This window comes from Arcticibacter svalbardensis MN12-7 (assembly GCF_000403135.1).
GTDB classification, from domain to species: Bacteria; Bacteroidota; Bacteroidia; order Sphingobacteriales; family Sphingobacteriaceae; genus Arcticibacter; species Arcticibacter svalbardensis.
In genome coordinates this window covers 16694-37843 of the sequence record NZ_AQPN01000101.1, presented here as the reverse complement: position 1 = coordinate 37843, position 21150 = coordinate 16694, and the positions used below count along the sequence as shown (strand labels likewise).

Below are 21150 nucleotides of genomic sequence, written 5' to 3'. Positions count from 1 at the left end.
ATTTATTTTACAGGACTTAAAACTACTCCTCGCATATTGATAGGGGCCCATTTATCCAAATCGGGTGTAAACATAAGGGTGTAAACACCAGCTTTATCAAAACTAAAAGTTCCAAGCTCCAATGGAACAAACTTACCATAATTTCCACTGGCAGGAATATCTATGCTGTTTTTCTGATTATCGACAGAAACATTAAACATTGAAGGTTTAAGTCCAGCCACTTCGGTTGTTGCTTTAAATTTACCAAGTGTTTTCACAGTGAATGTCCAATATACCATGGCCTTTTCACTTGTCCACATAGCAATGCAATTTTTATCACTTTGATATTCGGCACCTTGTGCATCTAAGTTTTTAAACTGAGCACGTTCGGCAGTTAATTCAAGAATGCCCGCATTGTTTTCTGTAAGTTCAGTTGGCATAACGGCATGAGGCATGTCATTTAAATTCAACACAATAACCGAAGCTATTGAATCTGGTGCATTGCCTTTGAGCGTCACCACAATTCCCGCATCCGTTGTTTGAACTTTAAACTTTTGTTTGGCGTTTGAAAGCAAATAACAAGATTTTGCTTTGTTTTTCAATTGTATAGTCAGTTTCCATCTTTTTTCCAGTCGAAAACATGCAAATAAAGGACAGGTTTTCCTTTAACAACTTTCATGGTAATTCTGCCCCAATCGGGGTTAGTACACGGAGCAGCTTGAGTTCCGTAAATGGCTTCACTGTTTTTTTTCATCCAAGATCCAACGCCTTTCAAGCTTGCAACTGCACCTGGCATCAAAATTCCATCGGCAGTAGGACTTACATTAAGCAAATAGTTCCCGCCTTTACTGGCAACGTCCACCAAATTTCGAACCAATTTAGAAGTTGATTGATAAATGGTGTCAGATTTTTTATATCCCCAACTTCCACTTATTGGTTGACAAATTTCCCAATACTTATCATCCGGTTTCGTCTTTGGAATGCCACGTTCAAAAGTTTTATAATCGCCTTCGTAACCTTCGCCTAAACGGTCGTTGGTAATAATTCCGGGTTGAAGCAATCCGGTGATGCGGTACAAACTATCCACCACTTCTTTGGACATTTCACGCGGCGTATCCCACCAGAAAATAGAGATGGGACCATAATCTGTCAACAATTGATTTACTTCGGGTAATGCTTTTTCGCGCACATATACATCATTGCTAACGTGTTGCATTTTTTTGTCCCATGTGTTTCCCAAACCTCCCGGATGACTCCAGTCCTGCGCTTGTGAGTAGTAAAATCCAAAACGGATTCCTTGCTTTTGACATTCCGTAGAAAGTTCTTTTAAAACATCACGTTTAAATGGCGTTGCATTCACAATATTAAATGGATTGCTTTTAGAATTGAACATGGAAAAACCATCGTGATGTTTCGAAGTTATCACGATATATTTCATACCCGCTTCTTTGGCCAAGCCAACAAAAGCTTTGGCATCAAACTGAGTTGGATTGAACTGATCAGAGAATTTTTCGTATTCACCTAGCGGAATCTCACCTTTGTTCATAATCCACTCAGCACTATTTCTCACTTCCTTGCCATGGTATTGTCCGGCAGGGACAGAATATATTCCCCAGTGAATAAACATACCGAAACGGGCTTCCTGCCACCATTCCATGCGTTCTTCTTTCGGGATTTTATTTTCTATATTTCCGGCTTGGATAAAACCGAATTGCAATAGTAAAATAACTAAAAATAACAGTTTGAAAATTTTGGTCATTGTGTATAAAATTGATTTAAAAAAAGTAGTTTGCAAGAAGTATTTAAAAGGAAATAATTAGACTAATAAATCCATAAGTTTAAACGACATCTGAATCAAAAATAAAATTAAAGCTTAACAACTTTTTTAATGCCATTAAATATAACTTTTTTAATGCTTTCGCTACCCACTTTTTGGATATTGAAAATCATTGGATTTTTAGTAAAATCAATATAATTACCATTTCCTTTGGACATTGTAATTTCATTTTCAGATTCCGAATAGATAAATTTAACCTCCGAATAAATTCCTTTTTCGTAATTATAGCTCGTATTGTCATCTAAATAAAGCGTGTATTCTGCATTTTTGCCCGAATAAATTTTAATCAACAAAGGCTCTTTAGTTGGTTCGTTGGCATATTGCACTTTTGGTCCCATTGGGATGATAGATCCACTTTTTACGTAGACAGGTAATTGATTCAATGGTGTTATAGCATTTACTTTTGCACCACTAGGAATTTTCGTTCCAGTCCAAAAGTCGAACCATTCACCTTTTGGCAAATACACTTCTTTATTTCTCACATTGTATTCAGTTATTGGACAAATCAGCATCGATTCTCCAAAGAAAAATTGATCTTTAATTCCCCAGGTATTTTTATCGTTTGGATATTGATACACCATTGGGCTTAACAACAATTTACCTTGGGTAGTTACTTTCCAGGCTTCTGAATAAGTATATGGCATTAACTGATAACGTATGTCAATAAATTTGCGAGCCATATCTTCAAATTCCTGACCATATCGCCAAATTTCTGTATTTGAAACATAACCATGAATACGAAAAACCGGGCAGAAAGCACCAAACTGGAACCAACGCGTTAATAATTCTTTGTATTCAACATTTGTATACTGATCATCATAAACTGGGTTCAATGATTTCGAATCCCTGAAAAATCCGCCTATATCTGTAGTCCAATAAGGCACACCAGCCATTACAAAATTCAATCCGGAAGCAATTTGCTCGGAGAATTGTCTCCAAGTTCCGTTTACATCACCCGACCACGAGGCCACTCCATAACGTTGTTGACCAGCATAAGCCGAACGAGTCAAATTAAACACCCTCTGGTTAGGAAACTCTTTCCGTTTTCCTTCGTACATGGATTTAGTAACCATAATAGAATACGGATTGGCAACTGCCCCAAATGGACCAACTGCTGTTTGATAATCATTCGCCGGTTTGTTTTCTGGTTCAGAACCATCTAACCAAATAGAAGTAACACCTATGTGAAACATTGAATCACTAATCATTTTGTAATATCTCTTTTGAACATCTTCGTTGTATAAATCGAGGAAGTGAGTTCCGGTCATTACCTGTTTGTCCAAATTATATTTCTTCATCATGGGTTCATTATTCACCTCAGGCCAAACCGATACCATTAATTTGTAATGCATTTTTGTTAATGAGTCGACCATGGATTTAGGGTTCGGATATTTTTCTCTGTCCCACTCCGGACCTTTTGTACCTTTAGGCCAATAAAACCAATCTTGTACAATATAATCAACAGGAATTTCTCTTTTACGATATTCGCGGGCATTTTCCAACAATTCGGCTTGGTCGTGGTATCGTTCACGACATTGCCAAAATCCTAATGCCGATTTATCGAACATAGGAGCTTTGCCAGTTAGTAGCTGATATTGGGAAATTACTTGCATAGGGTTTTCGCCATAAACAAAATAATAATCAATGGAATTTCCTGTTTCGCTGCTGAAAACTGTTTTATTATAATCGGGTTCGTTATAAAGCAAACGTCCCTGCTCTTTTGAACCAGTATTTTGGAACATTACTTTATAGCTTTTACCGGCTTCTAAGTATTTTTTACCAGAAAAACAAACCGGTGCCCAAAAAGTAGTATAGTTAATGATATTTTCACCATCTATATCTACCTGAATCACTGGCTTTTTTGTTCTTTTATTTGCACTATTTGTTTCTGCCATAAAACTATACATCCCTGTTTTTGCAGGAGTAAATGTAGCCTCACGTACGTTCTTTTTTTCGTCAGAAGTGTTTGCAAAAGCAATTTCGTGCTCCGGTAAATTAAAATCAGTCACACTGTAATTGTGCCAATAGATTCCGTAACCTTTGGTAGAAACAATAAAAGGAATGGCAATTTCCTGATTGTCTTGTTGCAAACGAATAGACGTGTTTTTCCAGTTCATTACGCCACTCTGAAACTGACCCAAACCATACAAACCTTCGTCACCTGCCACAAAAGATTGTGATACTAAATCACCTTTTGTGTTGTCTGGTTTTATATATGTTACTTCATTTGTTTCCGATAAAAGTCCTTTACCTTTTTTAGTTTCAAATTCAATAACTCCGTCATTATTCACAATTACTTTTACCAAATCAGTCTTCAGTATGGTTTGTGTTTTATTCTGAGAAACTTTAAATTTGGTTTTCTGCGGTGTTAAAACGGTTACATAATCAGGTAAACTCTGAGCCTTATCGTTATTTTTTAATTTTTTTTTCACATGTATAATGGAGTTATTCATAACTTCCAACTCAATCGTTGATTTAACAAGCTGTATTGTAACCGAATTCTCCATTATTGTAATATCCTGTTTTATATCGGAAGCCAATATCAAAATGGGCATCAACATAATTACCATACTTAGAAAAATGATTTTTTTCATTGCTTTTTTACATTATTTTTCATTTATTTTTTTCTACAGCTTTTCTGAGCTGAGTATTGCAGCAGGAAAACCTTCCTTTTCGGGATATGAGTACCAGGCATAACGTACATTTACAGGTATTGCAACTTCGCTGAAATAAACTTCAACCTCATTTTTAGAAATTATTTTTGCTTCCGCTTTTATCCATTTTCCATCATCACTGGCTATTTCAAACCATGCGAGTGATTCATTCACCGATTCTGCATCATTGGTCAGTTCTTTATGACCAACCATTAGACCCGAACCAACATGACTAAAATACACAAGCATTTTGTTGCCCAACACTATTGAATTTTTATAAAGAGGACCTGTTTGGAGTTTTTAGTTTCATTTTCCAGGTACTATCGACCTTAGCAATCCCTTCAGATTTAGCCCCCCAACTGGTAGTGATGGTAATTTTCTCGTTTGGATTAGCCCAGCCCCACACCGGATTATTACTTTCGCGTTGTACAACCATTTTATCTGCAAAAAGCCAGTTTAAACGTACTTTTGCATTTGTTTGTTGTAATGATAATACAAAAACTAAAATATAGTAATACTTTGAATTTCATAATGATAAATGTATTTTGATACAAAAACCATAGAATTGAATTTTTAATCCCCTTTAGGGGTATGGGTTTGTTTTTCTAGTTTCGTAACACAAATGAGTTGATTGATGTTGGTAGTAGTTTTACATTCAATGATTTTGCACCAACCTGAACATTCAAAGATTCTTCAGTTTCTTTGGGATTATTGATCAACAATAAAACTCTACCATCTTTTAATTTGAAAGCAATGTGATTTTCACCTGTCGACGATTTTAATAAATGATCGCCCGGTTGCACAAAATGAGAGAAGTGTTTGAACAAATAAAATTCGTCGGTATATTTTACCGTTTTTTCGTTTTTATCAATTACCACCATAGAATTTTGAGGCCATCCCCATGCGCTCATGCCATTCTCGTCCAATATCATGTTCCAATACATATATGAACTTACTCCATTGTTAAAATAATGTATCATGGTTCCCCATGATCTTTGAAGGGAGGTCCAGTTATTTTCACCCTCGCCACAAATATTCTCGGTTTGCATAAAGTTATATTGTGGATAATCTTTGCTTATTGTAGGAATGCATTTAGAACCAGCCCATTGGAATCCAACTCCCTTGATGTATTTTGCTGCTTTTTTATCATCCAAAATAGTTTTTACATAGTTTGGATTTGCATAGTTGATAGTACCCAACCAAATTTCAGTACCCAATGAATCTTTTTCCATTTGAGGACCCATAAAATCTTTAATAAAATAGGCTAAATCTTCCGGACGCCAGGTACATGCAGGCCAGTTAGGTGTATATGCTATTTCGTTTTGAGGCATTATAGCATAAACATTAACACCTTCAGCTTTATAGGCTTTTACGAATTTAGAAAAATACAAAGCATAAGCTTTCAAATAGCGTTCCTGCATTTTAAAAGCGGTGGCATTATTCAAAATTTGAGCACCATCGGTCATTCTATTACCACCTGTACGTCCATTTAAATCACCATTTCGCATTGAATAATGTTCATTCACTTTCATCCATGCCGGTGGTGTCCAGGGTGATCCCCATAATTTCATATCGGGACGAACTTTTAATGCTTCTTTAATATATGCCATTAAAATAAACTTATCCCGGTCGATATTAAAATCACGCATAACGAAATCTTCAGGTACATCATCAAAAGAATAATAGCTTAGTGCATAATCACTTGCGCCAATAGGCATACGTCCCATCGACAAATTACAACCTTCTTTTGAAAAAAGCGATTCAATTACTTTTTTAGCTTCTGCGTCAGGAATTGTTTTAAGAGATGTCCAGCCCATTTCATTGAATGCGCCACCAAAGCCATCTATTTTCTGTAATAAACTGTCAGAGTAAATAACAATATCGGCTTTTACCTGATTTTTGTTAATCGATGCAGTTGGTTTTTTAAGCTCTACCCAATGTTTAGTTGGTGTTGAATAAATTTGTTCTATATCTTGGACCTTATCTTTGACCTTATCTTTTACCTTTGATTTACTTACGCCAAAGGCACTCATACACAATAATAAGCCGCAGAATAGGGAGGCTGTTTTTAAAAGCATTGTCTTCATGTTATAATAAAATTATTTATGATTTATTTTTTTGTTATTAATTCATTTGATTCAAGATTACAGAACCTTAGTCAACTAATAATAGTAGACTAAGGTTTAGTACGTAAGAATTAGGTTTTACACTAAATATAATGAAGTCTATTCATTTCACATCAATTCAAATTTATAATAATGCGCATTTAACAATCGAGCAAATTGAACAACCTCTCATTGCTATGGCAAACCGTGTCAAAGCAATTCTCTACTTCCATATTAACGGTGTATTTATAACAATTGCTAATTTACTCTTGACAGTTTCAAAGCATCATGTACACTCAGTTTTGGACGAAATCCATAACTGGTGTTTGAGAAAAGGGATTCGTAAACCGGAGATAGTATTTGTGCTATGGATTGCTGAATAACACTATCAAAAACAGGTGGTATTACCAATTATCGTTTCTACCCTCCTTCTTCTGGTATTTCTACGCGCCTAAGAGTTTAGGTTTGTAATTTCCCCTGATTATAGATTGTAGTAATTCATCTTTGTGGATTAATAGATAGTCAAGGTCATCTACCTCCAGTCCATCAACGCCGCCGTCCATAATATCCTTGTTAATTTTGAACTGTCAAATACAATCTTCATGCTCGGCGCACTACAAAAACCCGGCAGATCAAAATGACCTGCCGGGTAAGAAAAGTATAATTTAAAAAAGGATTACCAAATTGGATTTTGTTTTAAATTAGGATTTAAAGTTATTTGATCTGAAGGAATTGGATCCAAATAGTTTTTAATTGTAAAATTACGATTGCCAGCTGGATCAAGAATTAAAGCTCCGGCTTTGGTAGTTGCAATACCACTATAACTCGATACACTTTGTTCCGATGTCGTTAAACCGTTTGAAAAACCACTAGCGAGATAAATAGGAGTTCCTGTTTTTGGATTTAATACTGTTGCGTACTCAGTACCTGCGATATAGCAGGAACATACGTTTTTATTCAATTCTTGAGGAGCTATATTCCAACGTTTTAAATCATCAAAACGGAAACCTTCACCATCTAATTCAATAGCACGTTCTCGACGTATTTCACCTAACATGTTCATATCTGGAAATGGTGCAATCAATGCATTGGTTAATGATGCCACACCGGAACGAGCTCTTATTTTATTGATAGAGAGATTAAGATCGGCATCCGAAATAGAACCATTGCCTAATTCGCAGGTTGATTCTGCATAAATGAGCATCACCTCCGCCAATCTTATTTGGGGATAATTAAACGACTCCGTAAGATCTTCCCGTAATTTATATTCCGTCACAAATTTATTTCCCATATAGCCAACACCTCTACCTCCAGTCGGAGAAGTCAATACAGGAATATAGCGATAATCATATCCTGTTCCAGCAGTTGCAAACGTTTTTGAATATTGGGCACCACCACCAGTTGTGGCAGAACCATATCCCCAATATTGTTGCAATGGAATGTTAACAAAACTCGTTAAACGAAGGTCACGGTTCGTAAACTCAGAAATCATGCTTGAATATCCCTGAAATACTGCAGAATGTTGCACAGGTAAACCATCGGTACACAAGTACATATCCATCAATTTCCGTGACGGACCAACAGGGTGAGAATGTGAAAGGTTCTTTCTAATTTGTCTTAAAGTAAAATCATAAACTGTTTGGAAAATAAATTCATGATTGTCAGCTTTAGTTAATCCTTTCGGATTAGAACCCGCATCTTCTAAGTTATACAAATAAAATAGATGACTATAATCAGTAGTTCCACCTTGAACTATGTCTGAACGATGATCCCACAAATAGAAATAAGTACCACTTATTACTGCCAATGATAACGACTTTGCTTCAGTTAACATACTCGTTACGCTTGGATAATCTGCAGGTTTTGCAGAACCAACTCCACTTGTAACCCCATCACCATCGGTAGTTGTAGCAACATATTTATCCCAAGTAGCTTCGTAAAGTAATACACGGGCTTTAAATGATTGAGCTGCAGTGATTGAAAGTTTACCTTGACCAGTAAGACCAAGCGTACTAGCAGTTGGCAAGCCAGCAATGGCCATATCCAAATCTTTCAAAATCTGTGATACTACTTCGTAGCGGCTATTTCTTTTGGCATAAACCTCTTCAGAATTTACATCGAGCGATTTGGTTACAATGGGTACACCACCAAATCGTCTCAGTAAATTATAATGATGCCATGCCCTGAAAAAGTAAGCAGTAGCTAATGGAACAGCAATCTCTGTCTGATTCCCAGGATAAATAGCAGCCTTTTCGATTAGTTGATTAACCGCCCTGAGATTACTGTAATTTTTTGTCCAGATGGCATCAGTGGTTGGAATAGCAGTTAAACCTCCCCCATATACAGGAGTTACAGATAGATTATTTGATAAATCCGACCCAGCATCTCCTTGAGTATGCTGGTCTCCATCATAATCAAAACCTAAACGGGTGTAAAAATTATTGGAAGCATTTGTAAATTGAGTTGCATTCTTATAATATACTGCTTCACTAACTACAGATTGTGGATCTTGATCCAAATATTCCTGACAACTACTCAGAAAAAGTCCTGAAAGCAAAATGGTCAGAAAAGTTATATTAAGATATTTATTTAATGTTTTCATATAATTAATATTGTTATTTATGATTAAAATGTAACGTCTACACCAAACAGCAATGTTTTAGTATAGGGCAAAATAGTTCCGTTAGTAGCGCTGCTATTCATTTCAGGATCCAGACCATCTTTCACGTTGGAAATAACAAATAAATCGTTGCCGGTAACAGAAAAACGAACCTTTTCAATCCCTGCTTTGTCTACAATATTTTTTGGAAGGGTATATCCCAACGTAAGCACTTTGGCACGCAGATAACGCGCATGGATTACATTAATATCATTGGTATTAGAATAATTCCATGTAGTGACAGCACCATTGTTTGCGTAAGTCATTATTGGATATGGAGCATTGGTGTCGGTTGTTGTCCATGTTTTGCCTAAAAAAGTAGAATTTTGGTTTGCAAACCAGGTTACAAAAGGACCTGATAAATATCCGGTTCGGACTATATTTTGCTGTCCAACTCCTTGTAAGAATGCGCTAAAATCGAATCCTTTATAGTCCAGTCCAAGGCTAATACTGAAATTGTCGTGAGGATTTGCATCACCCTGATAAACCAAGTCAGCTGTACTAATAATACCATCATTATTTACATCAACACGTTTAACACTCCCTGGAACCAGCCTATAGGCACTTGTATAAGGAGCAGCATTCAGTAGTGAATTAGATTTCAACACATTTTGATTGGATGGATCAACAAAACTATACTTATTATAATAGTCCAACACATCATTTTCCGATTGCAAATATCCGTCTGTTCTGTAGGCATAAATTGCATTCAGAGGTTTCCCTTCAACAATTGAATTAGTTCCATAAGATATGGCTGTTTTGCCGGTCATTTTGGTTACATTACTACGGCTATCCCAATACATAAATCCAATATTATATTTTAAATCGCCAATATTGTCTCTCCAATTCAAAGTAAATTCCGTACCATCATTCGTAAAGTCGCCACTATTAGTGGAAGGAGCCGTTGCACCCAATACTTGTGGGTAAGTAACATTGACCAACATTCCAATATTTTTACGATGATATAATTCAATAGTTCCACTTAAACGGTTGTGTAATACTGAAAAATCTAGCGCGTAGTTAGTGTTTGCTATACGTTCCCAGGTACGCTCGGTTGAGGTCATAGAACCAATATAGGCTGTGTTTGCCCAAGCCGGACTGGAACCAAACAATGCAGTTCCTGCACTTATATTGGATATATAGTCATACTTGCCAATGCCAGTAACAGATCCGGTTTCACCGTAAGAAGTACGAAGCTTCAAATTGTCAAAAATTTCAAGATCTTTTATAACACCCAATTCCGAAAGGCGGATACCTGCAGAAGCACTGAAAAAGTTTTTCCATCTGTAATCTGGAGCTAAACGTGATGAACCATCACGACGTCCCAAACCTTCTAATAAATAGATACCATTATAATCATAATTTACTTTACCAATGTAGGACATCAGCCCAACGGCACTTGCCCCTCCACTTGTTGTCTGTGTGGTAACATCACCGGTATTTATATCATCCAAATCATCAGATGCCATATTCTTACGGGACATAGTATATGAATTTATCTGGTCCTGTTCTGCTGTAGCACCAATCATTAAGCCTATATTGTGTTTGTCAATTGATCGATTGTAATTGGCTTGAAGAACGTGATTTTGAAAGAACTGAGTGTCCTGATCATTTTTTACACCTGAGCCTAATAAAGTGGTCGGTGTATAGGAAACAGTTCCATCCCAATCGTACATGGTTACAGAGGTTGTTCTTGTTGTAGCGATGCTATTGCGTTCACTAATATTTCCAAGGTAATTCAGCGACAATCCTTTTATATACTTGTTGAAATCTAATGTTATCTTTCCTCCTAAACGAAATATTTGATCAGTTGTCTTTGTACGGCCCCCTTGAGACAATAAAGCCAATGGGTTATTACCACCAAATATATCGTAAAATTCTCCCTGTGGGTTATACAATGGGAACATAGCCGCATCATGTACACCTGTTCCAATACCTTGAGTTGGCGAATTAATGAATCGATTGTCATACGAAACATTAAAATCAGTGCTTAACAAGTCGTTTAATTTATAAGTTATATTAGTTCGGAAATTATATTTTTTAGCACCATCATAAACATAAGCTATGGGTGATCTTTCATCCGAATATCCTAATGACGATCTGTAAGTAACCTTTTCATTACCACCTGAAAGTGAGACATCATGTCGTTGCGATGCTGTTGTCCCATATATTGCATCGTAATTACTAACATCAGCAAATCGTTGATTGATCCATGTGCCTCCGGTATATGCATTTGGTGACATTGGAAAAGTACCATCAATAATATCTAACAGATTTTGTCTTGTAAAAAAGCGATAATTTGGGGATCCTGTTTGGGCCGCACCAGTAGCATCCACATACGAAGGTGCTCCATTATCTCCTGCTTGTAACCACATCTGAGACCACTCTTTAAAGTTTGCAACCGGAAATGAATTCGGATGGTTTAGTTGATACACTCCACTATAGTTTATTTTAGGAGCACCTGTTTTCCCTTTTTTTGTAGTAATAAGGATAACTCCTCCTGCTGCTTTTGTTCCATAAATTGCTGCAGCACCATCTTTTAACACTGAGTAAGTTGCAATATCATTTGCATTTATAGTAGAAAGTTGCCAAAGTGGAATTTCTAAACCATCCAGCAAAATAAGAGGGCTCACACCATTCACAGATATATCCCCACGAATTTGGATTGCAATACCTTCATTTCCGGGGCGCGATGATGTGCGAGTAACAACCAATCCCGAAACTTCTCCCTGTAAAGCCAGGGCTGCACTTGAAGTACCTTTTCCTTTCATTACTTCATCACCGCTCACTTGAGAAACTGAACCAGTAAGTGTAGTTTTTTTTTGCGTACCAAAACCAACCACTACAACTTCATCAAGCGCTTGCTTATCATCTTTAAGTTGTACCATAATGTTGGACTTACCATTTAGTGCAATTTCTTGCGTTTGAAATCCAATGTAGGAAATCTGGATAGTTTCTTTTCCCGTTCCTTTAAGTTTAAAGGAACCGGAAACATCTGTCACAGTACCGGATTTTGTCCCCTTTACTCTGATAGTTGCCCCTATAATAGGTTCACCTATTTGATCTGTTACTTTTCCGGTAAATTCACTTTGTGCAAATGCACCAAATGAAATACACATAAAGAGTAAAAGTATCAAGTTCATTTTGAAAGAAAATGTGTCTCCTTTCTGAAATTGCAGACTGTGTTGCATCATAATAATTAGAATTTATAGTTAACGATAATTTTTGGCTTAATACGTTTAAATATTAAGACCAGTATATAGAATAAATTGATATTGACATTTCTAACGAGGCTCCAATATGTGCCAATTAATTTTTAAGGCAAATTTACGCTTATTAGGTCTATTAGTTTATTCTAAATACTTATATTCGAGTGGAATCGGAAAAAAACTGCAAGGCAACATCCCTTTTTTTATAATTGAAGTCATTGTCGAATTAATAATTTATTTTTTCGCAGTAGTATGCTTACAATTCATACTGCTGTAAATTGGTATTTCAAAGATACTAATACTAAACCGATTTAGAAAACGAATCTCCAAAAAATAATTTCACATTTCCCATTCTTTAAAGAATAATTTGATGTAAATTTTATTCAAAATTGATTAATCCGAATGATATACTTTATATAAAATTTTTATCATTTAACTCAATCGTTATTTAGAATAAATCAAAGTTTCAAAACCAAGTTGATCAGAACCAACGCTATTAGGCCCAAAATTACCACCACCACCTTCGGACCGCACTATATATGTAATGACCAATACGGCTCTCATAGGAGCATTTAATTGGAAATTACAATCTACATTGGTTTGTACTCCTATTTTAGTCCCTTTGACTTGTAGAGATGCACCTATAACAGGCAAATTATCTTTTGCATTACTAATTTTTCCCTTTACGACCTGTTGTGCATAGGCCGGTATGTTTGTCCATACCAAAAATAGAAAGAGAAAACATAAGCTTCTTTGTAAAATACTATTCATATGTAATTTGATTTATCGGTTAAAAGTAACCTTAAGTTCCTTCTAATCATTGATTTATTATATTTGATAAATGATTTTCAAATATAATAAATCATAAATCGGTTTAGTATTATTCTTAAATTTTTCCATTTTTTAATTGAATAATCCCTTCTCACCACTTAATATTTAAAAATTTTTCAGCTTTTATTGCCATTATTATATCAATTAGTAAATTATATTCTCTTCCTATTATCTTTAAATTCAGGGCAGACTCTTAAAATTTTGGCACCTTTAAGGTACCACACAAAAAAGTATGCTTAAAGGTGCAACATTTTCCGGACAGCCTGTATTCGCCCAATTGACTGGCATGATCAATAGGTCAACATTTGCCAGCCTGATACCAGAGCGTGCAGCTGACTAATACCGCAAACGTTGCAAATCTTAGGAACACTTGATGTGTATGCTTTACTGTATCATGAACAATTGCCCATCATATTTTGAAAATTCCAAAGCAAACAATTGTCAACTTTACTTTAGGCTTTCGGGAAATTGAAAAACTAAAATAGCTCAATACAATAAGCCAATTCCCTCATTTTTTTTGAATGAAACCCGCTTTCCTGGCAAAACATCCTGGCTCACCTGCTTTGATTTTACCATTTTAAAATTCAACTTAGCCTGTTCACTGAACCGCGAATCCAGACCCAGCATCAGGAGATTCCCTTTATAAAACATCACGTTGATCTTTTCTTCCCTGCCCGGATAATCAGATGGTTGCACATCAACTTTCTTTAAAGGATAATCTGATGGTTTTTCGGATTGAAACACACCTATAATTGCACAGGGACTAAAAGCTACATTATTTAACAAAATACGCTCATTAGTTTGGCTTATTGTGGAGTACAGTATCAGCGACATACTCACCAATGCTAAACAATCCTCTGGCACTGCCTCCGTAAAAGTAATAACCTGCCCTTCGAAACTTTGATACCCTTCCAGATCAACATCCTGAAAGCCCAAATTCATATAATACTCTTCCCTGAAGTTAAATGCTACCAGCATTAGCCTTAAACGGTGTTTCATATAGGCTCCACTAACTCCTTTGGGCCTTTTAATCCCTGATTGAGTGTTCAAAGAACCCAAAGTAACACGCACCAAACCTTCAAGATCTTTACTTACAGAATGGCTCATCTGCAGCACATCATGCAATTTACTATTCGCATTAAAGTCCAATCCTTCAATTAAAGACAAATCTCCATCATGAAAATCCCTTTTCCCCTTCTCTCCACTCACATTATTCAATATCGACCGGTACACCATTTGCGTACTCCTGTAAGCTGCCGTCCCATCCTTAAAGAAATAAGCCGGTTGAAATGCCGTCCTGATAACCGCTGCCGAAGAACTCGAAAGTCCAAACTCAGTAGCACTCCTTTTAGTTTTTTCAGTTTGTTTAAATGACTTTGCTTTCCCCTGGATAATGTTCTTTCCCCGGTACTCCCTGTAAATCACCGAACCTGCAGTTCCATGTACCATTCCTTTATTATCTATAGTTGCCATACTGCTTATATATTTCAGCAAAGTAACCTCTAAAGATTCATATGGAGAAAAGAAAGCCTAAATCTTCTCATATCTTCCACAATACAACATAAAACAACCAAAAAGGACAACTTAACCAGAACACCCATACAATGACTATCATTCAAAGCAAAAACAACCTATTAAAATGCCCCTATAAGTCCGACTTAAACTACCCTACTTCGGTCTCATTCTGGATTCTTATTGCATTCTTATCAGCATCATTATATGCAACTCCAGCACTCTACCATTAACTCCTAAACTAAATCCGTATATAGACACAGCGAAATTCCCCCTCCTCTTCACCTCCATTCAACCCATTTTCCTCAATCACCATTATTTTAACTATTTTCACAAAAATTATCCGATGGTTCTTCATGCAATTATTGTTGATGACGAAGAGTACAGCAGAAAATCACTGTATTTCTTAATTCAGGAACACTGTCCGGATGTTCAGGTTGACTATATTGCTCAATCCGTTCAGCAGGCTAGAGAATATATTGCCAAGCATCCTGTTAACCTTGCCTTTTTAGACATCGCTATGCCCTGCGAAAATGGCTTTGAGCTATTCTCCACACTGCATCAAGAGGATATCATGGTAATTTTCACCACTGCGTATGATCAGTATGCCTTAAAAGCTATTAAAGCAAATGCGCTGGACTATCTTTTGAAGCCCATAGATATTGATGAATTAAAGGAGTCCGTTCAGAAAGCAGTAAAACTGAATGAGCTGATTGCATTAAAGAAGACAGGAGGAACCCCTTCCCATCCTGGTTTACTTGCCGAAAACACGAAAGATATCAACTGGTCTTCTAAAATTACCATCCCTCATACCCATGGATATAATGTTATTGATATAAAAGATATCATGTACGTGGAGGCGGACAGCAACTACTCCATATTTCATTTAAAAACCAGCGAAAAAATCATCACTTCCAAGCCTCTTAAGGAATTTGTGATCTTACTGGAAGCAAATGGTTTCATGCGCATTCATAAATCAATTATCCTGAATTTTAATTTCCTGAAAGAATACTCCAATAAAAATGGCTTACAGGTGGTATTGAAAAATGATACTTATCTTCCCGTTTCCAGAAGAAAGTCGAATGAGTTTCAGGAAAAATCCAAACTTTATTTCAAGAAAAACACCTAACCATGCATCGGCTTTTTAAAGATATTGGTTTCAAAGGGTTGATCAGGTACTTATTACTTAGCCTGCTATTTTTAAGCCGTATTCCTGTTTTTGCCGAGACCCTAAATTTCAAAAACTATACGGTTAAAGATGGCTTAGCAAATTCAAATGTCTATTCTATATTTCAGGATCGGAAAGGTTTTATCTGGATCGCCACGGAAGGTGGTGTCAACCGGTTTGACGGGGAACGCTTTGAGCTTTTCACGATGGATAATGGCCTGTCGGATAATGAAGTACTTGAGATCCATCAGGATTCTAAAGGGAAAATATGGTTTTTAACCTTAAATGGCAAACTGAGCTACTACTGGAATGGTAAGTTTTATAATGCCAGTAATGATCCGGTACTAAAAAAAACTGCGGGTCGGGGCAGTTATACTTCTTTTTTTGAAGACTCGACTCATCGCCTTTGGTTTTCGACTAATCGAAATAATATCCTCTCCATAGATTCTGGTAATAAAGTCAGCTTCTTTTCTTCCACTACGCATTCCTTTGTCAATGCCTTTCTATTTGAAACACTTCAACATCAGATAGCTGCTCTTTCGGAACACTGCTTGTATTATTTGGAGAATAATAAATTCATCAAAAATCCACTGAAGGACTACCCTCTTTCATCCAAATCTATCACACACGAAAGTACATCTCAAGAAGTTTATTTTCTCTCGGCCACACTGCTTCTTAAGATCCGTGGGAAAGAAGCCATTCCTTTGGCAACGATCAAAGGCCTAAAGAATTGGGACGTGGGGAGTTTCATCCTGGATAAAAAGGAAATGTGGATTGGTACCATGGGTATGGGTTTATACCGCTACAAATCATTTGACAAGCAACCTGAACATTATTTAAACAATTATACGATATCGCATATCATTCGGGACAAGCAAGGTAATACCTGGTTTTCCACCATTGGAAACGGCATCTTTATGTTGCCTTATCATAATAACTTTACCCGGCATATTACGGAAGAAGATGGCTTGGCAGCTAATGCGATTAACCAGGTATTTAAAATTAATGACAAACTTATTCTGGGTTATAATAACGGAAATGTCGATCTCATTCAGCATAATAAAGTAAAGAAATTTGCACTGCATTCTGATCATTTATATAATCCGGTTCAGGACTTTTTCTTTGAGAAAAAAAACGGTTCGTTTTGGTATGGATCTGAAAACAGCCTGATTGAGATCCAAAAAAATGGGGAACAGCAACATTATTTAAATGATCCTAAATGGGTATCCTATGCGTTAAAATCATTTAGCCTGAGCAGTTCGAACAAAATAGCTGTTGCTTTAGCATCAGGTGTGTATATTTTAAATAAGAATTCAAAAAAAGGATCTTCCTATCCTCCTGCCAACTTGCTTAAATCAACAAGTTTTCCTAATAGGGCCTATTGTGTTTTTTACGACTCACATAACGGATTATGGTTTTCAAACATACAAGGATTACATTATTATCAGTCTGGCAAACTGGAATATGTATATAAAAAGTATCCATTGCTTCAACAGCGGATTACGGATATTGCTGAACTTCCGGGAAACATGATCGTATGTTCTACATATGGTTTTGGCGTCCTGGTTCTCAAAAACTTTAAACTGATCCACATTATTACCGCTAAAAACGGTCTTTCGAGTAACATTTGCAAAAATCTGTTTGTGGAAGGCACTGCTGCCTGGGTAGTTACGGGTAAAGGAATCAGTAAAATTAAATTTAATTCTACTAGTTATTCTATCGCAAATTACAACTCAGAAAATGGCCTTCTTTCTAACGAAATCAACGATTTATATGTGGATCATGATACTGCTTATGTGGCAAGTAACAGCGGACTGACAATTTTTAAAGAAACCAAAAGAACCAGGCAACTTTCTTTGCCTGATGTCATCATCAGGTCGATTGAGGTGAATAAAAACCAGCTTACATTAAAGGAGGCTCAGGATTTACATTACCAGCAAAACAACATTACCGTTAATTTCATCAGTCTGGATTTTACGCATCCCCTGGAGGTGATCTATAGTTATCGCCTGGATAAACGTTCCCCATGGACTGAAACTATTGAGAAAACTATCGAGTTTAGTGCGCTGGAGCCCGGTCAGTATACTTTAGAATTAAGGGCAAGGAGTATGAATACGGCCTGGACAAGGCCTACCCAGCTGGTTATATATATCAGTGGTCCCTATTATAAAACCTGGTGGTTTATAGCGGCTTTACTATTGTTAGTAACACTCATTTTATTTTTGCTAATCCGCTATTACTATCGGGTAAAACAAAATAAGGAAAAAGAGGAGCTTCTGGTGAAGTCGCACATTATGTCCTTGGAGCAGCAGGCATTACAAGCGATGATGAACCCGCACTTCATCTTCAATGTGATGAACTCGATCCAGTATTTCATTAATACCCGGGATAATGCAATGGCAAACCAGCTCTTAACGGGTTTTGCCAGACTGATCAGAAAAAATCTGGATATCTGTACCAAAAGCTATATCAGTGTGGAAGAAGAACTCTCCTATCTGAAGTTATATCTTTCATTGGAAAAGCTTCGATTTGGTGAAAAAATGAGCTACAACATCCAGGTGAATACAGATATCGATCTGCAGGAGACTTATATCCCTTCTATGCTGTTGCAACCCTATGTGGAAAATGCAATTTGGCATGGATTGATGCCTATGGACAACCCCGGGGAGATTAATGTAACGTTGACGAATAATAAGCAAGAGCTTCTTTTAATTATACGGGATAATGGCGTGGGAATTGATAACTCCATCAATTCAAAAAGCAGTGATCACGTAAGTAGGGGCATGAAATTGACTCAGCAACGCATCAGTTTGTTGAATAAGTTCAATCAGGATAGTATCTCTATTTCCGTGGCTCAAATGGATTCAGGGGGTACAATAGTGCGGGTTAAAATTTCTTTAAAACCGTTTACTCAATCATAATGACCGATTACTCATTGAGAAATAAAAATTTAATGGTCAGACTTTATACTTGTGCTGTTCATCGCAGGATGTAAAGAAATTTAAGATATTTTTATCTAAGTGTGTGTTTAGCGGTTGAAGCTTCCCAAAAGTTTCACCGCTTTTTTATTTATAGCCTACTCCGTTTTTTCTTTTTCGTACCTTTGTTTGCTTTGGAAGAACTAATTTTACATGTTGAAGCTTTGATATTCGCCTCTGAGCAAAGTATTTCTGCGAAGGATATTTGCCCTATACTGCTGGAGGTTCATGAGCAAGTACTTTCAGAGCAGGAGGTTGAAAGCATGATCGCCCAAATTAAGCAAAAATATGATCAGCCTGAATTTGCCCTGACACTTGTCGCTTTAAATGGTGGTTACCAGTTCTTAACCAAACCCACCTATTATAAAAGTATCAATCAGCTCCAGGTAAACCGGTCTAAAAGAAAATTAAGTCAGGCTGCAATGGAAACGCTCTCTATAATTGCTTACCGGCAGCCGGTTACTAAATTGGAGATTGAACAGATCAGAGGCGTAAATTGTGATTATACCATTCAAAAACTGCTCGAGAAAGACCTGATATCGATTACCGGAAAGGCTGAAAGTGTAGGAAAACCAATTTTGTATGGCACCAGTACCCTATTTATGGATTACTTTGGCATCAACACATTTGCCGACCTTCCGCAATTAAAAGACTTACCTACAGAGATTAACGAGATTGGAAACTACAAGGATGACTGATGCCCCTCTACCCTTATTATAGAAAGGTTTTATTTAATTCAACGATAACAACAAAACGAATATAATTTATTGATTTATTGCTATTTTTATGTGAAGCAACAAGGCTTGAACTTATTGATTACTCCATTCAAAATTTAGAGCAAAGAGCATTATGAAAAATTCAGCAATTGACCCCCAAAAATTAGATAACGAACTTTTTACCGATGACGATGATGATTTTGAGACCTCTATTGACGACATTGGGGGATTGGATGATTTTAGCGACTTCGATGAGGAGGATGATTTTTAAACATTGAAATTTATTACGCATCGTCTTCATTCAGGATCTGCAAACCGATGCATGCAGAGGATACACCTGACAACCTGTTAAATATGATTATTACTGAAGTAAAAGAAAAAAACGCAAAGAAGCAATTTTTAGATGTAGCGAGAATCATATACAAAGACTGTAAAGTGTGGGTGTCCCCTCTTGATAATGACATTGAGGCTGTTTTTGATCCGAAGAAGAACAATTTTCATAAGCATGGCAGAATCACCAGATGGGTTTTAAAAAACGCATCTGGTGATTCTATAGGGCGCATTGCTGCCTTTATTAATGAAGAAAAAGCCTTTACTTATGCACAGCCTACGGGTGGAATTGGTTTTTTTGAATGTATTGATGACCAGCTTGCGGCCGATCTTCTGTTTGACACAGCAAAAGCCTGGCTAATCGAAAATGGTATGCAAGCCATGGATGGACCAATTAATTTTGGTGAGAATGATACATTTTGGGGTTTGCTCGTGGAAGGCTTTACTCAACCTTCATACGGAATGAATTACCACCATCCTTATTATAAGAATTTGTTTACTCATTACGGCTTTGAAGCGCTTTATGAGCAAATAACGAATCATCTGGACTTGAGTAAACCTTTTCCTGAACGTTTTACAAAAATTGCCAATTGGGTGATTAAAAAGCCGGGGTATACGTTCAAGCCTTTAGATCCTAAAAAATTAGATGAGTTCGCTTTGGATTTCATGGAGATTTATAATGATGCCTGGAAAAACTTTGATAGTTTCGTACCGATTAAAAACTCTACGATCATGGAGACTTTCAATCAGATGAAGATCATCATGGAGCCTAATCTGATTTGGTTTGCTTACGTCAACAATGAGCCTGCATCATTCGTGGTTATTCTGCCTGATGCGAACCAGATTATTAAATCTTTTAAGGGAAAGCTTGGAATTATTGAAAAATTGAAATTTCTCTATTTCAGATGGAGAGGGGTGTCGCGTATGCGTGCGATTGTGATGGGAACAAAACAGGCCTATCAGAAACATGGGCTGGAATCAGCCTTGTTTATTAAACTTGGTGAATATGTTTTGCCTCGCAACCAATATCATGAACTGGAACTGTCCTGGGTAGGTGACTTTAACGATAAAATGCTTTCGTTGCATGAAGCCACTGGTGCTTCTTTTGGAAAAAGACATGTAACTATGCGTAAAATATTTTAAATAATGTTCCCGATAATATTATCGGGAAC

Annotated in this window: 16 protein-coding genes; 6 read left to right on the top strand and 10 right to left on the bottom strand. The window is 36.7% G+C overall.

Going from position 1 to position 21150, the window contains the following annotated elements; translation table 11 throughout:
• Positions 1-2 precede the first annotated feature (2 nt).
• From ADIARSV_RS22185 to ADIARSV_RS13600, 6 genes are all read right to left on the bottom strand, one after another.
• Positions 3-581: a hypothetical protein gene (locus tag ADIARSV_RS22185; protein WP_200864756.1), complete on the bottom strand. Its 579-nt coding sequence runs from the start codon at positions 579-581 to the stop codon at positions 3-5.
• A gap of 8 nt (positions 582-589) precedes the next feature.
• Positions 590-1738 carry an alpha-L-fucosidase gene (locus ADIARSV_RS13615; RefSeq protein ID WP_016196143.1) on the bottom strand — a complete coding sequence of 383 codons (1149 nt, stop codon included), beginning with the start codon at positions 1736-1738 and terminating at the stop codon, positions 590-592.
• A 107-nt stretch (positions 1739-1845) separates the two neighbouring features.
• A complete protein-coding gene (locus tag ADIARSV_RS13610) occupies positions 1846-4410 on the bottom strand; it encodes a glycoside hydrolase family 31 protein (protein ID WP_083936589.1) in 2565 nt (854 codons plus the stop codon).
• Positions 4411-4443: 33 nt separating this feature from the next.
• The gene (locus ADIARSV_RS13605; protein WP_152439888.1) at positions 4444-4734 is read right to left on the bottom strand and encodes a hypothetical protein; all 291 of its coding nucleotides are present in this window, start codon (positions 4732-4734) and stop codon (positions 4444-4446) included.
• Positions 4735-4744: 10 nt separating this feature from the next.
• Entirely contained in the window at positions 4745-4906 is a 162-nt protein-coding gene (locus ADIARSV_RS21915) for a hypothetical protein (protein WP_016196140.1), read from the bottom strand.
• 169 nt (positions 4907-5075) lie between these two features.
• Positions 5076-6557 carry a glycoside hydrolase family 30 protein gene (locus ADIARSV_RS13600; protein WP_200864755.1) on the bottom strand — a complete coding sequence of 494 codons (1482 nt, stop codon included), beginning with the start codon at positions 6555-6557 and terminating at the stop codon, positions 5076-5078.
• A 131-nt stretch (positions 6558-6688) separates the two neighbouring features.
• Between ADIARSV_RS13600 and ADIARSV_RS13595 the strand changes: the two genes are divergently transcribed.
• Positions 6689-6958, top strand: coding sequence for a hypothetical protein (locus ADIARSV_RS13595; RefSeq protein ID WP_040300098.1), 270 nt, complete (start codon positions 6689-6691; stop codon positions 6956-6958).
• A 293-nt stretch (positions 6959-7251) separates the two neighbouring features.
• Here ADIARSV_RS13595 and ADIARSV_RS13590 read toward each other — a convergent pair whose 3' ends face one another.
• The 4 genes from ADIARSV_RS13590 to ADIARSV_RS13575 form a co-directional block, all read right to left on the bottom strand.
• Positions 7252-9177 (bottom strand): RagB/SusD family nutrient uptake outer membrane protein, encoded by a 1926-nt coding sequence (locus tag ADIARSV_RS13590; RefSeq protein WP_016196136.1) that lies wholly within the window; start codon positions 9175-9177, stop codon positions 7252-7254.
• A gap of 23 nt (positions 9178-9200) precedes the next feature.
• Positions 9201-12428, bottom strand: coding sequence for a SusC/RagA family TonB-linked outer membrane protein (locus ADIARSV_RS13585; RefSeq protein ID WP_152439887.1), 3228 nt, complete (start codon positions 12426-12428; stop codon positions 9201-9203).
• Positions 12429-12887: 459 nt separating this feature from the next.
• Entirely contained in the window at positions 12888-13214 is a 327-nt protein-coding gene (locus ADIARSV_RS13580; protein ID WP_040300097.1) for a carboxypeptidase-like regulatory domain-containing protein, read from the bottom strand.
• 546 nt (positions 13215-13760) lie between these two features.
• Positions 13761-14747, bottom strand: coding sequence for a hypothetical protein (locus ADIARSV_RS13575; protein ID WP_016196133.1), 987 nt, complete (start codon positions 14745-14747; stop codon positions 13761-13763).
• Between the two features lie 385 nt (positions 14748-15132).
• Here ADIARSV_RS13575 and ADIARSV_RS13570 point away from each other — a divergent pair, with 385 nt between their 5' ends.
• The 5 genes from ADIARSV_RS13570 (at position 15133) to ADIARSV_RS13555 (ending at position 21121) form a co-directional block, all read left to right on the top strand.
• Positions 15133-15915 (top strand): LytR/AlgR family response regulator transcription factor, encoded by a 783-nt coding sequence (locus ADIARSV_RS13570; RefSeq protein WP_016196132.1) that lies wholly within the window; start codon positions 15133-15135, stop codon positions 15913-15915.
• Positions 15916-15917: 2 nt separating this feature from the next.
• Entirely contained in the window at positions 15918-18875 is a 2958-nt protein-coding gene (locus ADIARSV_RS13565; protein WP_016196131.1) for a ligand-binding sensor domain-containing protein, read from the top strand.
• 191 nt (positions 18876-19066) lie between these two features.
• Positions 19067-19630: an SMC-Scp complex subunit ScpB gene (gene scpB, locus ADIARSV_RS13560; protein ID WP_040300113.1), complete on the top strand. Its 564-nt coding sequence runs from the start codon at positions 19067-19069 to the stop codon at positions 19628-19630.
• A gap of 151 nt (positions 19631-19781) precedes the next feature.
• Positions 19782-19919, top strand: a complete 138-nt coding sequence (locus ADIARSV_RS21910; protein WP_016196129.1) for a hypothetical protein — start codon at positions 19782-19784, stop codon at positions 19917-19919.
• 83 nt (positions 19920-20002) lie between these two features.
• A complete protein-coding gene (locus tag ADIARSV_RS13555; protein ID WP_040300112.1) occupies positions 20003-21121 on the top strand; it encodes a hypothetical protein in 1119 nt (372 codons plus the stop codon).
• The last annotated feature ends 29 nt before the right edge of the window (positions 21122-21150 follow it).

What these genes read in the sequence shown, in the direction of transcription:
- ADIARSV_RS13615 (WP_016196143.1), bottom strand. Translation starts at nt 1,738, where the DNA reads ATGACCAAAATTTTCAAACTGTTATTTTTAGTTATTTTACTATTGCAA.
- ADIARSV_RS13610 (WP_083936589.1), bottom strand. Translation starts at nt 4,410, where the DNA reads ATGAAAAAAATCATTTTTCTAAGTATGGTAATTATGTTGATGCCCATT.
- ADIARSV_RS21915 (WP_016196140.1), bottom strand. Translation starts at nt 4,906, where the DNA reads ATGGTTGTACAACGCGAAAGTAATAATCCGGTGTGGGGCTGGGCTAAT.
- ADIARSV_RS13600 (WP_200864755.1), bottom strand. Translation starts at nt 6,557, where the DNA reads ATGAAGACAATGCTTTTAAAAACAGCCTCCCTATTCTGCGGCTTATTA.
- ADIARSV_RS13595 (WP_040300098.1), top strand. Translation starts at nt 6,689, where the DNA reads ATGAAGTCTATTCATTTCACATCAATTCAAATTTATAATAATGCGCAT.
- ADIARSV_RS13590 (WP_016196136.1), bottom strand. Translation starts at nt 9,177, where the DNA reads ATGAAAACATTAAATAAATATCTTAATATAACTTTTCTGACCATTTTG.
- ADIARSV_RS13585 (WP_152439887.1), bottom strand. Translation starts at nt 12,428, where the DNA reads ATGATGCAACACAGTCTGCAATTTCAGAAAGGAGACACATTTTCTTTC.
- ADIARSV_RS13580 (WP_040300097.1), bottom strand. Translation starts at nt 13,214, where the DNA reads ATGAATAGTATTTTACAAAGAAGCTTATGTTTTCTCTTTCTATTTTTG.
- ADIARSV_RS13575 (WP_016196133.1), bottom strand. Translation starts at nt 14,747, where the DNA reads ATGGCAACTATAGATAATAAAGGAATGGTACATGGAACTGCAGGTTCG.
- ADIARSV_RS13570 (WP_016196132.1), top strand. Translation starts at nt 15,133, where the DNA reads ATGGTTCTTCATGCAATTATTGTTGATGACGAAGAGTACAGCAGAAAA.
- ADIARSV_RS13565 (WP_016196131.1), top strand. Translation starts at nt 15,918, where the DNA reads ATGCATCGGCTTTTTAAAGATATTGGTTTCAAAGGGTTGATCAGGTAC.
- ADIARSV_RS21910 (WP_016196129.1), top strand. Translation starts at nt 19,782, where the DNA reads ATGAAAAATTCAGCAATTGACCCCCAAAAATTAGATAACGAACTTTTT.
- ADIARSV_RS13555 (WP_040300112.1), top strand. Translation starts at nt 20,003, where the DNA reads ATGATTATTACTGAAGTAAAAGAAAAAAACGCAAAGAAGCAATTTTTA.